Genomic DNA, 14,169 nt, shown 5'->3' with positions numbered 1-14,169 from the left:
CATGCGGGAACCCTGTTATATCACGCAGGGAAGGTGAGCCGGTATTGTCCGTCCTTGCTGGGCAGAGGCAGGTTTGGTGACGTAACGTCGTAAAAGGCCTAAGATAGCCGGTCGCGGAACTCCGTCCAGTCGAACTCGCGGATCATCTTCAGCTCGTCCGTGGCGCTGTTCCACAGGGCGATGGCGGGCAGGGGGACGCCGTTGAAGGTGTTGGTCTTCACCATCGAATAGTGGGCCTGATCGAGGAAGGCGAGGCGCGTTCCGGGCGTGGGGCGCTCGGCGAAGACGTAGTCGCCGATGATGTCGCCGGCCAGGCAGGACGGGCCGCCGAGGCGCACCGTGACGCCGTCCTCGGGCTCATGCAGCATGGCGGGGCGATAGGGGGCCTCGATCACGTCCGGCATGTGGCAGGTGGCCGACAGGTCGGTGATGGCGATGGGCATGCCGTTGTCGAAGACGTCGAGGATCTCGCCGATCAGGATGCCGGCGTCCAGGGCCACGGCCTCGCCCGGCTCCAGATAGGCGGTGACGCCGTAGCGCGCCTGAATGTCATTGAGGAAGGCGACCAGATCTTCGATCTGATAGTCGGCGCGGGTGACGTGGTGGCCGCCGCCCAGGTTGATCCACTTCACGTCGCCCAGCAGCGGGGCCAGCTTGGGCTCGACCGCCGCCCAGATGCGCGACAGGGGCGCGAAGTCCTGTTCGCAAAGGGCGTGGATGTGGATGCCGTCGATGCCGACCATCTTTTCCGGCGTCAGCTGCGACACGGGATAGCCCAGGCGCGAGCAGGGCTGGGCCGGGTCGTATTTGGCGACCTCGCCCTCGGAATGTTCGGGGTTCAGCCGCAGGCCGATCTCGAACGTATGACCCTCAGCCCGCGCCTTGGCGATCACGTCGGCGAAACGCGTTACCTGATCGGGCGAGTTGAAGATGACGTGATCGGACAGGCGCAGGATCTCGGGCAGATCCTCGGCCTTGTAGGCGGGCGAATAGGTGGTCAGTTCGCCCTTGTAGAACTCACGCGCCAGCCGCGCCTCCCACAGACCGGAGGCGCAGACGCCGTCGAGGTATTCCCCGACGACGTCCGCCAATGACCACATGGAGAAGGCCTTGAGCGCCAGCAGGACCCTTGCGTTGCCCCGGTCGCGCACGTCCTTCAGCACGGCCAGATTGCGCCGCACCGCCGCCTCGTCCACCACGAAGGCGGGCGAGGCGACACGGTTCAGGTCGAAGTGCGTGAAGGCGCCCGGATCACCGGCCTGGGTCTCCATGTGTCTTGATCCCCAGTCTTAGAAGGCCAGCGGAGCGTCCAGCTCCTCGACGGTCCACGGCAGGCCATGCTTGTTCAGCATGTCCATGAAGGGATCGGGGTCCAACTGCTCCATGTTGAAGACGCCGTCGCCCTTCCACGTGCCGGTCAGCATCATGGCCGCGCCGATCATGGCCGGAACGCCCGTGGTGTAGCTGACGGCCTGGTTGCCGGTTTCGGCATAGGCGGCTTCGTGGTCGCAGATGTTCTTGACGTAGAAGGTCTTCTGAACGCCGTCCTTCTCGCCCGTGGCGATGGTGCCGATGTTCGTCTTGCCCTTGGTGATCGGACCCAGCGAGGCCGGTTCCGGCAGCAGGGCCTTCAGGAACTCGATCGGGATGATCTCGCGGCCCTGGAACATCATCGGCTCGATCGAGGTCATGCCGATGTTTTCCAGCACTTCCAGGTGCTTCAGGTAGCTGTCGCCGAAGGTCATCCAGAAGCGGATACGTTTGATTTCCGGGTAGAACTTGGCCAGCGACTCCAGTTCCTCATGGTACATGAGGTACATGTTCTTCTGACCCACGCCCTCGAAGTCGAAGGCCTGCTTGTGGCTCAGGGCCGGGCCTTCGACCCACTGGCCGTTTTCCCAGTGACGCGAGTTGGCGGTCACTTCGCGCAGGTTGATTTCCGGGTTGAAGTTGGTGGCGAAGGGCAGGCCCGTGTCGCCGCCGTTGCAGTCCAGGATGTCGAGCGTGTCGATCCGGTCCAGCAGGTGCTTCTTGGTATAGGTGGCGAAGACCGAGGTCACGCCGGGGTCGAAGCCCGAGCCGAGCAGCGCCATCAGGCCGGCTTCCTTGAAGCGCTCCTGATAGGCCCACTGCCACTTGTATTCGAACTTGGCTTCGTCGCGCGGCTCATAGTTGGCCGTGTCGAGGTAGTTGACGCCGGCGGCCAGGCAGGCGTCCATGATGGCCAGGTCCTGATAGGGCAGGGCCAGGTTGACCACCAGGGCCGGCTTGACCGACTGGATCAGGGCCGTGGTCGCGGCGACATCGTCGGCGTCGATAGCCGCCGTGTCGATGGTCACGCCAAAGCGCGCCTTGACCGATTCGGCGATGGCGTCGCACTTCGACTTCGTCCGGCTCGCCAGGGTGATATGCGAGAAGATGTCCGAGTTCATCGCCATCTTGTGGACGGCGACCGAGCTGACGCCGCCTGCGCCGATAACCAGCACCTTGCTCATGTGTGGCTTCTCCTGAGAAGTCTGAAAGGCCTTGGCGACACCGCCGCCGCTATAAAGGGCGGGGCTCTTAACACGATGATGACAGGATCGCTAACGGTCGCGTGTCGCAGGAGTTGCCGGGCTCAGCCCTCGGCCTTCTCGGCGATGGCCATCAGGGTGTCGTGCAGGGACTTGCCCTTGGCGTCGATGATGTCGGCGATACGCCACATGGGGCCTTCCCTGACCAGCTTCAGCGTCTGTTGCTGCGTCTGGCCGTGGTTGGTGAAGGTCACCTCCGCCGTGGCCGCCTTGTCGCCGTCAGGCGTCATCTTCAGCGCGGTCAGGGCGAAGCCGTCGGCGTCCTGACAGGCGCAGACGGGGTCATAGTTCAGATAGGGAACCTCGTCGCGGGACTGGGCGTCGCGGAAATCGACGCCGATCAGGGCGTTCAGGGTGCGCGAATAGAGCGGGTCGCGACCGGGCTTGACCGTCGCCGCCGCCGGGTCTGGCGTGGCCGAGGGCGGGGCGGCGTAGAGGGCGCGGGCGAAGGCCTCGGCGCTCTGTTCGCCGGCGGCGTAGATGGCGGCGCGCCCGGTCGGCGGGGCCTCGACGGGGGCAGGGGCCTTCTCCTCGGCGGGCGAACAGGCGGCCGCCGTCAGGGCCAGAATCGCCGCCGTCATCATCGCCTGAACGCGCATCCGCTCGCCTCCTGTCTGTTCGCATCGACTATGGCGCAGGCGCCGCCCGGTCTGCTAGACGGTTTCAACCATGACCGTTCGCGTGATCCGTCCGATTTCGATTAGCCGCCCGGCGTAGCGCCAGGGCTGGTCAGCCCCGCGCACGTCGGGATCGAATATCGCCGATGCCGTTCAACGGCCTTCACGCTAGACTGCGTCCGCGCCGCCTCCTCGGCGCCCGCGCTAAAGACAAAGATTACCCCATGGCCGACGCCACCAACGACACCGCTTCCGACGCATCGGGCCGCGACTATCGCGACACCGTCTTCCTGCCCGAGACGCCCTTCCCCATGCGGGGCGGGCTGCCGAAGAAGGAGCCGGAAATCCTGGCCCAGTGGGGCGACCTCTATGGTCACCTGCGCGCTGTGCGTCAGGCCCAGAAGGCGCCCCTCTATGTGCTGCACGACGGCCCGCCCTACGCCAACGGCGACATCCACATCGGCCACGCCCTGAATAAGACGCTGAAGGACTTCGTGGTCCGCTCGCGCTTCCTGCTGGGCTACGACGTCGACTACGTCCCCGGCTGGGACTGCCACGGCCTGCCGATCGAGTGGAAGATCGAGGAGCAGTTCCGCGCCAAGGGCCGCCGCAAGGACGAGGTGTCGAAAGAAGAGTTCCGCACCGCCTGCCGCGAATACGCCGGTAAGTACATCGACCTGCAGCGCGACCAGTTCCTGCGCCTGGGCATCACCGGCGACTTCGCCAACCGCTACGCCACCATGGACTTCACGTCCGAGGCGGCCATCGTCGCCGAGTTCCACAAGTTCAAGAACTCGGGCCAGCTGTATCGCGGCTCCAAGCCGGTGATGTGGTCGCCGGTCGAGCGCACTGCTCTGGCCGACGCCGAAGTCGAATATCACGATCACGTTTCGCCCACGATCTGGGTGAAGTTCCCGGTGGTCGGCGCGACCGACAGCCACCCCGACGACCTGCTGTCCTTCCGCGCAGCCACGCCCTCGGTGGTGATCTGGACCACCACGCCCTGGACCATCCCGGCCAACCGCGCCATCAGCTACGGCCCAGAGATCGCCTACGGTCTCTATGAGGTCACGGCGCTGGAAGAGGGCTTGGACTACGAGCCCTGGGCCAAGCCGGGCGACCGCTTCATCATCGCCGACAAGCTGGCCGAGGACGTGTTCAAGGCGGCCAAGATCAGCGGCTTCACCCGCGTCGACGCCATCAATCCGTCGGGTCTGGAATGCGCCCACCCGCTGGCGGCGCTGGACAGCGGCTATGGCTTCTCCGTGCCCCTGCTGGCCGGCGATCATGTCACCGACGACGCCGGCACCGGCTTCGTCCACACCGCGCCGGGCCACGGCGCGGACGACTTCGCAGTCTGGCTGGCCCACGGCCACCGCGAGGTGCCGGACACGGTCGATCCCGACGGCGCCTATTATGAGCACGTGCCCCTGTTCGCCGGCCTCAAGGTGCTGGAGACCGAGGGCAAGAAGACCGGCAAGTTCGGCCCCGCCAACGGCGCGGTGATGGAAAAGCTGATCGAGGCCGGCAATCTGCTGGCGCGCGGCCGGATGGAGCACTCCTATCCGCACTCGTGGCGCTCCAAGGCCCCCATCATCTTCCGCAACACCCCCCAGTGGTTCATTCGCATGGATGAGACCCTGGAGGACGACAACACCCTGCGCGACCGCGCCCTGAACGCCATCGACGCCACCGCCTTCCACCCCGCGGCGGGCAAGAACCGCATCCGCTCGATGGTCGAGGGTCGCCCCGACTGGCTGATCAGCCGTCAGCGCGCCTGGGGCACGCCGCTCGCCATGTTCGTGGACAAGCAGACGGGCCAGCCCCTGCACGACCCCGAGGTCGACGCCCGCATCGTCAAGGCCGTGGCCGAGGGCGGCGCCGACGTCTGGTTCTCGGCCCCCGACGCCGACTTCCTGGGCGCGCACGATCCCGAGCGCTTCGAGAAGGTCACCGACATCCTCGACGTCTGGTTCGACAGCGGCTCGACCCACGCCTTCACCCTGGACCCGCGCACGGCCGCGCACGGCTATGCCGGCGACCGCCCCTCGCACTGGCCCGCCGACCTCTATCTGGAAGGCTCGGACCAGCACCGCGGCTGGTTCCAGTCGTCCCTGCTGGAAGGCTGCGGCACGCGCGGCCGCGCGCCCTTCAAGGCCGTCCTGACCCACGGCTTCACCCTGGACGAAAACGGGGAGAAGATGTCGAAGTCGCGGGGCAACACGACCGACCCCCTGACCATCATCAAGGAGTCGGGCGCCGACATCCTGCGTCTGTGGGTGGCCCTGGTCGACTATTCGGACGATCAGCGCATCGGCAAGCAGATCCTGCAGACCACGGTCGATGCCTATCGCAAGCTGCGCAACACGGTCCGCTATCTGCTGGGCGCGCTGAACGGCTTCGACGAGGCCGAACGCCTGCCCTACGATCAGATGCCGCCGCTTGAGCAGTTCATCCTGCACCGCCTGCACGAACTGGATGGTCAGGTGCGTCAGGCCTATGAAGAATACCGCTTCCAGGACGTGATCCGTCCGGTGCTGGAGTTCTGCTCGGGCGACCTGTCGGCCCTCTATTTCGACGTGCGCAAGGACAGCCTCTATTGCGACCGTCCCGACAGCGTCCGCCGCCGCGCCGTGCGCACGGTGATGGACGAGGTCTTCAGCCGCCTGACCGCCTGGCTGGCGCCGCTGACGCCCTTCACCATGGATGAGGCCTGGACCACCCGCTTCCCGGAAGCCGGCACCAACTGCGCTCGTATCATCCCGGAAACGCCCGATCAGTGGCGCAACCCGGTTGAGGCCGAGCGCTGGGCCGGGGTCAACACGGTGCTGGAAGTGGTCAACGAGGCGCTGGAAGCGGCGCGTCGCGACAAGCTGATCGGCGGCGCCCTGGACGCCTGGCCGGTGGTCACGGCCCCGGCTGAGCTGCTGGCCCCGTTCGAGGGTCTGGACGCCGCCGAGGTCTTCCGCACCTCGGGCGCTGAACTGACGGTCGGCGGCGACGCCGTCGCCGTCGAGGTCAAGCTGGCCGACCATCCCAAGTGCGCCCGCTCGTGGCGTCGGGTGCCGGACGTCGGCTCCGACGCCGACTTCCCCGACCTGTCGGCCCGCGACGCCGACGCCGTCCGCTGGCTGGACGCTCAGAAAGCTTAAAGGCTCAGGCCCCTTCGTTTCGACGGAGGGGCCTTTTTTCTTCCTTCTCCCCTTGAGGGAGAAGGTGGCAGGCGAAGCCTGACGGATGAGGGGTGTGAGCGCAGCGGCCTAAACGACCGTCGCGGCGCCCGAACCGCCAGAACGTTCAACGTCGCGCCGACACCCCTCATCCGAGCGCCTCCGGCGCCCACCTTCTCCCGCAAGGGGAGAAGGGACTATGGCGCATCATGAAAGATCAGCCCCAGCGTCATGCGCTGGCCCGCCCGCACCACGCTGACCCCGTGTCGCATCTGCACGCGATAGTCGCCGCGCATCCCGGCGACGGGCCGTTCGCGCACGGCGAAGATCACGGCCTCCCCCTGTTTCAGCGGCACGACATGGACCTGTGACTGCGAGCGGGGCTTCTGCTCGACCAGCACGAACTCGCCGCCTTCGAACTCGGCAGGATCGCTCAGCAGGATGGCGGCCTGCAGCGGGAAGACCAGATCGCCGTAGAGGTCCTGATGCAGCCGGTTGTAGTCGCCGGGGCCGTAACGCAGCATCAGCGAGGTCGGCCGTGTCTGGCCCGCCGCCCGGCATTGGGCGGTCAGGTCGTCGAGGCTGTCGGGAAAGCCCGGCCGATCCAGCCGCGCCGCCCAGCCGTCAGCGATGGGCGCCAAGCCTTCATAGAGCCGCGCCCGCAGTCGGGGCAGGGGATCGGGCAGGGGATTGGCGAAATACTGATACTCGCCCTGACCAAAGCCGTGGCGCTGCATGACGATGCGGCTGCGGAACCGTTCGCGCTGGTCGTAGAGGGCTTTCAGGGTCTCGCAGGTGGCGGGCGTCAACAGCGGGCCGATAGTCGCCCATCCCTGGGCGTTCAGATCATCGGCGATGCGGGGCCAGTCGAAGGTGTCGGTCATCGGCGTCATAGACGCTGGTTGAGACGACCTGTCTGGCGGCTTTCGGCTGCGGGATCAGAACCGGCGGCGTTGCTCGGCCGATTTCAGCGTCGAGCGAACGAACTCGACCGGGGGGTCGGTTTCGGCCAGGACGGCTTCCTTGATGGCGCGCGGTTCGCCGAACAGGTGGCCCTGGCCCATGCCGACGTCCAGTTCGAGGATGTCGACGACCTGTTTCTCGCTCTCGACCTTCTCGGCGATCAGTTCCAGGCCGTAGCGGCGCGTCAGCGGGGCGAAGTCGGCGGCCTGGATGTCGGGCTGGGTCGGCAGGGGCGTGGCGCCGTCCAGATCCAGCAGTTGCTCGATCAGCAGGTCGGCGGCGATCTTGATGAAGCGCACGTCCGAGCGTTGCAGGTCGGCGAAGTCCAGATCCAGGGTCTGCACCTTGTCGATGGAGAAGCGGAAGCCCAGGTCGGCCAGCTTGGCCATGTTGCGGGCCTCGGACGCGCCGCGTGCGTCGAAGGTGGCCTGACCCAGTTCGAAGATCAGGGCGTCCTTCAGGTCGCGGTTCTGGCTGAGGAAGTCGAGGAACTGCGGGAAGAAGGTCTCGTCGCCCAGCGAGGCCAGGGAGATGTTGCAGAAGACGCCGACCTTGCGGTCCTGACGCGCCAGACGACGCACGATCTGGGCGCAGCGGAACAGCAGCAGGTTGTCGATGGCGGGCAGCAGGCCCTCGCCCTCGGCCACCGACAGGTATTCGGCCGGCATCATGACCCGGTTGGACGGATCGCGCAGACGGGTGAAGCTCTCGTAGAAGACGGTCCGGCGCTGCGGCAGGGTGACGACCGGCTGCAGATAGAGGTCGATGCGGTTTTCCGTCAGGGCGTCGTGGACGGTCTTGAGCAGGGTGTTCGACTGGACCTGACGACGACCCTCATAGGTGTCGGCGGTGATCGGCGACGAGGCCAGACGCTCGTCGATCGATTCGCTCATCTGCTGGACCAGGCCCTCCAGCATCCGCACCTCGCCGGTCAGGGCCTCCGTCCTGGACAGGGCGCCGCTCTCGATAGCCTCGGCCAGCTCGGTCAGGGCGCCTTGCGTCGACTCCATCGCGTCGGCCAGCAGACGGTGCGCCTCGCGGACCTTGGCGACCTCCTTGCGCAGGGCGCGACGGTCCAGGATGCCGGCGATCACGGCGTGCAGCCCGATCAGGACCCCAAGCGCGCCCAGCACACCCGCCGCGCCCGCGCCGGCGCCCATACCGGCGCGCCAGATCGCCGCCCCGATGGTCAGGGACAGGAAGAGGTAGCCGAAGAACAGAAAACCGCCGGTGATCTTGCGCATGGGGCCGGTGTTGAGCCGCCTTTCCCTTATGGAATCGGCCGAGTATCGGTCTAACTAGAGATAACGGCTAGGGTTGGGGCGCAGAAAACCCGCCCAAAGGGAGGTTAACGCATGGAATTGTTCGATCTGAGCGGCAAGGTCGCGGTCATCACCGGCTCCTCCAAGGGCATAGGCAAGGCGATCGCCGAGCGTCTGGCCGAGCACGGCGCCCGCGTCGTGATCTCTTCGCGCAAGGCCGGGCCGTGCGAAGAGGTCGCCGCCGCCATCAACGACAGGCACGGCGTCGGCCGCGCCATCGCCATCCCCGCGAACATCGCCTCCAAGGAAGATCTGCAGCGGCTGGTGGACGAGACCAACAGCGCTTTCGGCCAGATCGACATCCTGGTGTGCAACGCCGCGACCAACCCCTACGCCGGGCCGATGGCGGGCATCGCCGACGACCTGTTCGAGAAGATCCTTCAGAACAACGTCATCTCCAACCACTGGCTGATCCAGATGGTCGCGCCGCAGATGCTGGAGCGGAAAGACGGGGCCATCCTGATCATCTCGTCCATCGGCGGGCTTCGCGGGAATGCTCTGATCGGCGCCTACAACATCTCCAAGGCCGCCGACATGCAGCTGGCGCGCAATCTGGCGGTGGAATACGGCCCGTCCAACGTGCGCGTGAACTGCATCGCGCCGGGTCTGGTCCAGACTGACTTCGCCAAATACCTGTGGGAGAACCCCGAACTGCTGAAGACGGTGACCGAACCCGCCCCGCTGAAAAGGATCGGCCAGCCTGATGAAATCGCGGGCACGGCGGTCTATCTGTGCAGCCCTGCCTCGGCCTATGTGACCGGGCAGACCCTTGTGGTGGACGGCGGACTGACGATTGCCTGGTGATAAAGACAACAAGGTCGGCTTTTTCCAGGACCTGAACTGGCGGTTGGAGGCGGTGGCGTTCAAGGCGCTGTTCGCCTTCCTGCGGGCGCTGGGCGTCGAAGGGGCTTCAGGTTTCGGCGGCAAGCTGTTGCGCGGACTGGGGCCGCTGACAGGGACGCACAAGACGGTGACGCGCAACCTGCGCATCGCCTTCCCGGACATGGACCCCGCCGAGCGCGACCGTTTGGCCGTGGATCAGTGGGAACAGACGGGACGGACCTTCGCCGAGTTGGCCGTCATGGACCGCCTGACGCCCGAAAGCGGCCGAATCGACATCGTCGGACTGGAGCGGCTGCACGCCGTGCGCGACAGCGGCAAACCGGTGGTCCTGATCTCAGGTCACCTGGCCAATTTCGAGGTCATGGCGGCGGTCATCATGGCGGCGGGCGTGCCCTGCCAGGTGACCTATCGCGCCGCCAACAACCCCTATGTCGACGCCCTGATCCGCCAGAGCCGCGAACGCTATGGCATCAAGTTGTTCGCGCCCAAGGGCGACGGCACGCGCGAGCTGATGGCGGGGATGAAGCGCGGCGAGTCCATCGCCCTGCTGGTCGATCAGAAATACAACCAGGGTCCGGAGGTCGAGTTCTTCGGCCAGCCGGTCAACGCCTCGCCCGGCGCGGCCCGTCTGGCGCTGAAGTTCGGCACGGTGATGCAGCCTCTGTCGGTGACCCGCCTGCCCGGCGTGCGCTTCCGCGTCACGGCGCACGAGCCGATCGCCGTGCCCGACACCGGAGACAAGGCCGCCGACGTCCTGGCGGGCATTCAGGCGGTCAACCGCTTCGTCGAGGATCGGGTGCGCGAGCATCCCGTGGACTGGTTCTGGGTCCACAAGCGCTGGCCGGCCGCTGTCTATGCCGCGCTGAGGGCTTCGGACGCCTAGTCGATCACGGCGTCGCCGGCGCGGCGGAACGGGCCGTCATAGTTGTCCGGCTGGGTCCGGCGCCGGTCGGGGCCGAAATAGTCGCCGCCCCGGATGAAGGGACGCGGGCGCATGATCACCGCCTCGATCCGCGCCAGAAGCGCGGGGGCGTTGACCGGCTTGGCCACGAACTCCGTCACGCCCGCATCACGCGCCTCTGTGACGCGGCGCTTCTCCGAATGACCCGTCATCATGATGATCGGCAGATAGGGATTGGGGCTGTCCTCAGCCGTGCGGATCAGCTGGGTGAAAGTCACGCCGTCCACCGGCAGCATTCGGAAGTCGACGATGGCCATGTCGGCCGGTCGCTTTTTCAGGGCTTCCAGGGCGGCGGCCCCGTCCTCGACTTCGCGCACCCGGCCCACGCCGACTGACTTCAACATAGCCGAGACGATGGCCCGCATGTTGGGATTGTCGTCGGCGAGCAGGATGTCGAGCGACTGCAGGGCGGACATGGGACACGACACGATCTGACGGCCGCCGGGAGCGCGCCGCGAAGGAAAAGCGGATGGCGAGGGTCAGGCGTCGCGCGCGGCGGCCATGAATTCCAGCGGACTGGCGTAGGCTTCCTGCCGCTCGGCCGACCAGTAGCGCAGGGCGGGCAATGGAATAGGCACGCCGCTGACGGCGCAGGTCACATAGGCGCCGGGGCGCAGCACGGCGAACTCGCCGTCGCCGTAGTGGAGCGTGGCGGGCGAGGGCGAAACAGGAGGAGAAGCAGGCGTCGTCATGTAGCGATGATTGGCATGGCTTGTCGCAAGAGACGAGAGGCGAATCGATGTCATTTGAAAACTGGTCAGTGACAGGAACCGCCGATGATCCGTTCGCCTCTTATGTGGTCCGCTTTCGCCCTGGTGACGGTGCTGGCGACGTCGCCGGTCGTCGTGCAAACGGGCGGGGCGCGACCGACGATTCGTGATCTGGGCCGGACGCCGGGCGTCCTGTCGCCCGGACCGCTGAACGCCATCACCGACGTGGCGGGCGTGCGCGTGGGCCAGGTGACGCTGCGGCGCGGCGACAGTATCCGCACCGGGGTGACGGCCATCCTGCCGCATGGCGGCGACCTGTTCCGTGACAAGGTTCCGGCGGGGCTGTCGGTGGCCAACGGCTTTGGCAAGCTGGCGGGCGCCACCCAGATTCGTGAGCTGGGCGAGATCGAGACGCCTATCGTCCTGACCAACACCCTGTCGGTGGCGCGCGGAATTGACGGAATCCTGGACTGGACGTTGAAACAGCCGGGGCACGAGGACATCCGCTCGGTCAACGCCGTGGTGGGCGAGACGAACGACGGCGGCCTGAACGACATCCGCGCGCGTGTGGTGACCGCCGCCGACGTGGTGCGGGCGATCGAGACGGCGACGGGCGGCCCGGTGGATCAGGGCGCGGTCGGGGCCGGGACGGGCACCATCGCCTTCGGTTTCAAGGGCGGCATCGGGACCAGCTCGCGCAAGCTGCCGATCAGTCTGGGCGGTTTCACCGTGGGGGTGCTGGTCCAGTCGAACTTCGGCGGGGTGCTGAGCATGGACGGCACGCCCGTCGGCGAGCCGCTGGGCCGTTACTTCCTGCGTCAGGAGGTCGAGGCCGAGCGTGCGGACGGCTCGATCATGATCGTGGTGGCGACCGACGCCCCCCTGTCGGACCGCAATCTGGAGCGGCTGGCGGACCGCGCCTTCGCCGGTCTGTCGCGGACGGGGGCGGCCTTCTCGAACGGATCGGGCGACTACGCCATCGCCTTCTCTACCCACGAGGGCGTGCGGCGGACGCCCGAGCGGCGTGGCGGGCAGGCGACGGTCGTCGACTGGCCCAACGACCGCATGTCGCCCCTGTTCGTCGCCGTGGCCGAGGCGACCGAGGAGGCCATCCTCAACTCCCTGCTTAAGGCCGAGACCACCACCTCGATCATCGACGGCAAGCCGGTGACGGTCGAGGCGTTGGATGTCGAGACGGTGAGGGGCCTGCTGAGCCGCTAGATTTCTCCATCCGCTCATCCCCGCGGAGGCGGGGACCCAGTAAGAACCTCGCGCTCTGCCATCGGAAATTTTTCTGAAGATCCAAAGCGTAGCGGTTCTAGCCAAAGCACTGGGTCCCCGCCTCCGCGGGGATGAGTGGATTTGGGCTAGAATAGATCGCCCTGGTCCACCGCCGGCGCCTTCGGGCGCGGCACCGGTTTGGGCGCGAGCGGCGTGACTGGGGACGGACGCGGCGTAGCGCCCTCGACGTCGATTGTCGCGCCCTTGACGCCGTCGCCAAAGACGATGCGCACGGCCTGACCCGGCGACAGGCCGGCGGCGGAGGCGATCATGGCGCCGGCTTCGTCCTCGATGCGAGCGAAGCCGGGCTTGGGCCGTCTGGGATCGAGGGTCGCCAGCGCCCGCGACAGGGCGGCCAGCCGCGTCTCGTCGCGGTCCAGCCGCCGCTTCATGGCCGGGCCGAAACGGTCGGCATAGGCGGCCAGACGGTCGCCGCGCCGCTCGATGGCGCGGTCCAGCAGCCCTTTCGACAGGCGCCCGCCGATCACCGCCAGCTGACGCTCGTGCACGGCGACGTTGCGGTGCAGACCCGAACCCAGACGGCTGGCGGCGTGGTCGAGCCTTTGCTGCGGCAGGGCCAGCAGATCTTCAGGCCGGGCGGGCAGGCCGCGCGCAGCAGCGCGCAGACGGGTGCGGCGGTCTTCCAGCAGGCGCGACCCGGCCCGCGCCAGACGCGCCTCCAGATCGCTCAGCGCCCAGCGCAGGTCGGCCAGGACCGGGGTGGCGATTTCGGCGGCCCCGGTCGGCGTGGGCGCGCGGCGGTCGGAGACGAAGTCGATCAGGGTGGTGTCGGTCTCGTGCCCCACGGCCGAGATGATGGGGATGCGGGCCTCGGCCACGGTGCGGGCCAGGGCCTCGTCGTTGAAGCACCACAGGTCCTCGACCGAGCCGCCGCCGCGCGCGACGATCAGAAGGTCGGGGCGGGGGATCGGGCCATCCGTGCGCATGGCGTCAAAGCCGCGAATGGCGTTGGCCACCTGACCGCTGGCGGCGTCACCCTGAACCACCACCGGCCAGACGATGACGCGGCAGGGCCAGCGCTCGGCGATGCGGTGCAGGATGTCGCGGATCACGGCCCCGGTCGGGCTGGTGATGACGCCGATGGTCGCCGGGAAGGTCGGCAGGGGCTTCTTGCGGTTCGGCTCGAACAGGCCCTCGTCGCGCAGCCGCGCCTTCAGCCGTTCCAGCTGGGCCAGCAGGGCGCCCGCGCCTGCCGGCTCCATGCTCTCGATGACGATCTGATAGGAGGAGCGCGCAGGGTAGGAGGTGATCTTGCCGGTGACGATGACTTCCAGCCCGCTTTCCGGCTGGGCGCCCAGACCCTTGACCACGCCCTTCCAGATCACCCCGTCGATGGCGGCCTTGTCGTCCTTCAGCGTCAGATAGACGTGGCCCGAGGCGTGGCGGTTGACCTTGGAGATCTCGCCGCGCAGGCGAACGTGGCCGAAGCGGTCCTCCAGCGTGCGCTTCAGCGCGAAGCTGAGCTCCGAGATCGACAGGGGCGGATTGTTGTCGCGCGCGGCGGCGGGCGCCTCGGCGGGGCCTTCGAAAGCATAGTCGTCGTCGGAGATCATGGCCCGACCTTAGCCCGTCTTGTCGCAGGCGGGAACGGGGCGGGGGCCGCGTCCGTTAGCTTGACCATGGAGCCCGCCGATCCGCCCGGAACCGATCCCGCCGAACGCGCCCCGCGTGAACGGCAGATGTCGCGCCGTAGTCATGCGCCCTCGGT

General features: G+C 67.3%; 12 protein-coding genes. 4 read left to right on the top strand and 8 right to left on the bottom strand.

What is annotated here, in order from left to right:
* Positions 1–98: 98 nt before the first annotated feature.
* The 3 genes from B3K53_RS09400 to B3K53_RS09390 form a co-directional block, all read right to left on the bottom strand.
* On the bottom strand, positions 99–1,271 hold the full coding sequence (locus tag B3K53_RS09400) for a carboxynorspermidine decarboxylase (protein ID WP_292083967.1): 1,173 nt from the start codon (positions 1,269–1,271) through the stop codon (positions 99–101).
* 18 nt (positions 1,272–1,289) lie between these two features.
* A complete protein-coding gene (locus tag B3K53_RS09395) occupies positions 1,290–2,495 on the bottom strand; it encodes a saccharopine dehydrogenase family protein (RefSeq protein WP_292083966.1) in 1,206 nt (401 codons plus the stop codon).
* 122 nt (positions 2,496–2,617) lie between these two features.
* Positions 2,618–3,172: a DUF3828 domain-containing protein gene (locus B3K53_RS09390; protein WP_292083965.1), complete on the bottom strand. Its 555-nt coding sequence runs from the start codon at positions 3,170–3,172 to the stop codon at positions 2,618–2,620.
* Positions 3,173–3,414: 242 nt separating this feature from the next.
* Between B3K53_RS09390 and ileS the strand changes: the two genes are divergently transcribed.
* On the top strand, positions 3,415–6,342 hold the full coding sequence (gene ileS / locus B3K53_RS09385; RefSeq protein WP_292083964.1) for an isoleucine--tRNA ligase: 2,928 nt from the start codon (positions 3,415–3,417) through the stop codon (positions 6,340–6,342).
* 215 nt (positions 6,343–6,557) lie between these two features.
* Here ileS and B3K53_RS09380 read toward each other — a convergent pair whose 3' ends face one another.
* Together B3K53_RS09380 and B3K53_RS09375 are read right to left on the bottom strand one after the other, a co-directional pair.
* Positions 6,558–7,253: a 2OG-Fe(II) oxygenase gene (locus tag B3K53_RS09380; RefSeq protein WP_292083963.1), complete on the bottom strand. Its 696-nt coding sequence runs from the start codon at positions 7,251–7,253 to the stop codon at positions 6,558–6,560.
* A gap of 45 nt (positions 7,254–7,298) precedes the next feature.
* Complete coding sequence (locus tag B3K53_RS09375; protein ID WP_292083962.1) at positions 7,299–8,567, bottom strand: EAL domain-containing protein; 1,269 nt, start codon at positions 8,565–8,567, stop codon at positions 7,299–7,301.
* Between the two features lie 111 nt (positions 8,568–8,678).
* Between B3K53_RS09375 and B3K53_RS09370 the strand changes: the two genes are divergently transcribed.
* Together B3K53_RS09370 and B3K53_RS09365 are read left to right on the top strand one after the other, a co-directional pair.
* Positions 8,679–9,449 carry an SDR family NAD(P)-dependent oxidoreductase gene (locus tag B3K53_RS09370; RefSeq protein WP_292083961.1) on the top strand — a complete coding sequence of 257 codons (771 nt, stop codon included), beginning with the start codon at positions 8,679–8,681 and terminating at the stop codon, positions 9,447–9,449.
* Positions 9,439–10,371 carry a lysophospholipid acyltransferase family protein gene (locus B3K53_RS09365; RefSeq protein WP_292083960.1) on the top strand — a complete coding sequence of 311 codons (933 nt, stop codon included), beginning with the start codon at positions 9,439–9,441 and terminating at the stop codon, positions 10,369–10,371. The genes B3K53_RS09370 and B3K53_RS09365 overlap by 11 nt, the downstream gene beginning before the upstream one ends.
* Here B3K53_RS09365 and B3K53_RS09360 read toward each other — a convergent pair.
* Complete coding sequence (locus B3K53_RS09360; RefSeq protein ID WP_292083959.1) at positions 10,368–10,865, bottom strand: response regulator; 498 nt, start codon at positions 10,863–10,865, stop codon at positions 10,368–10,370. The two genes, B3K53_RS09365 and B3K53_RS09360, sit on opposite strands and share 4 nt — an antisense overlap.
* 63 nt (positions 10,866–10,928) lie before the next feature.
* Positions 10,929–11,141 carry a DUF2093 domain-containing protein gene (locus B3K53_RS09355; RefSeq protein WP_292083958.1) on the bottom strand — a complete coding sequence of 71 codons (213 nt, stop codon included), beginning with the start codon at positions 11,139–11,141 and terminating at the stop codon, positions 10,929–10,931.
* An 84-nt stretch (positions 11,142–11,225) separates the two neighbouring features.
* Between B3K53_RS09355 and B3K53_RS09350 the strand changes: the two genes are divergently transcribed.
* Positions 11,226–12,380, top strand: a complete 1,155-nt coding sequence (locus B3K53_RS09350) for a P1 family peptidase (RefSeq protein ID WP_292083957.1) — start codon at positions 11,226–11,228, stop codon at positions 12,378–12,380.
* Positions 12,381–12,526: 146 nt separating this feature from the next.
* On the opposite strand, the gene xseA is transcribed toward B3K53_RS09350, so the two are convergent.
* Positions 12,527–14,014: an exodeoxyribonuclease VII large subunit gene (gene xseA, locus B3K53_RS09345; protein ID WP_292083956.1), complete on the bottom strand. Its 1,488-nt coding sequence runs from the start codon at positions 14,012–14,014 to the stop codon at positions 12,527–12,529.
* Positions 14,015–14,169 lie beyond the last annotated feature (155 nt).

It is taken from the genome of Brevundimonas sp. UBA7506 (assembly GCF_002479495.1).
In the GTDB taxonomy this organism is placed as follows: Bacteria; Pseudomonadota; Alphaproteobacteria; order Caulobacterales; family Caulobacteraceae; genus Brevundimonas.
The sequence above is the reverse complement of the archived record's forward strand: the minus strand, read 5'-3'. Positions and strand labels throughout refer to the sequence as shown.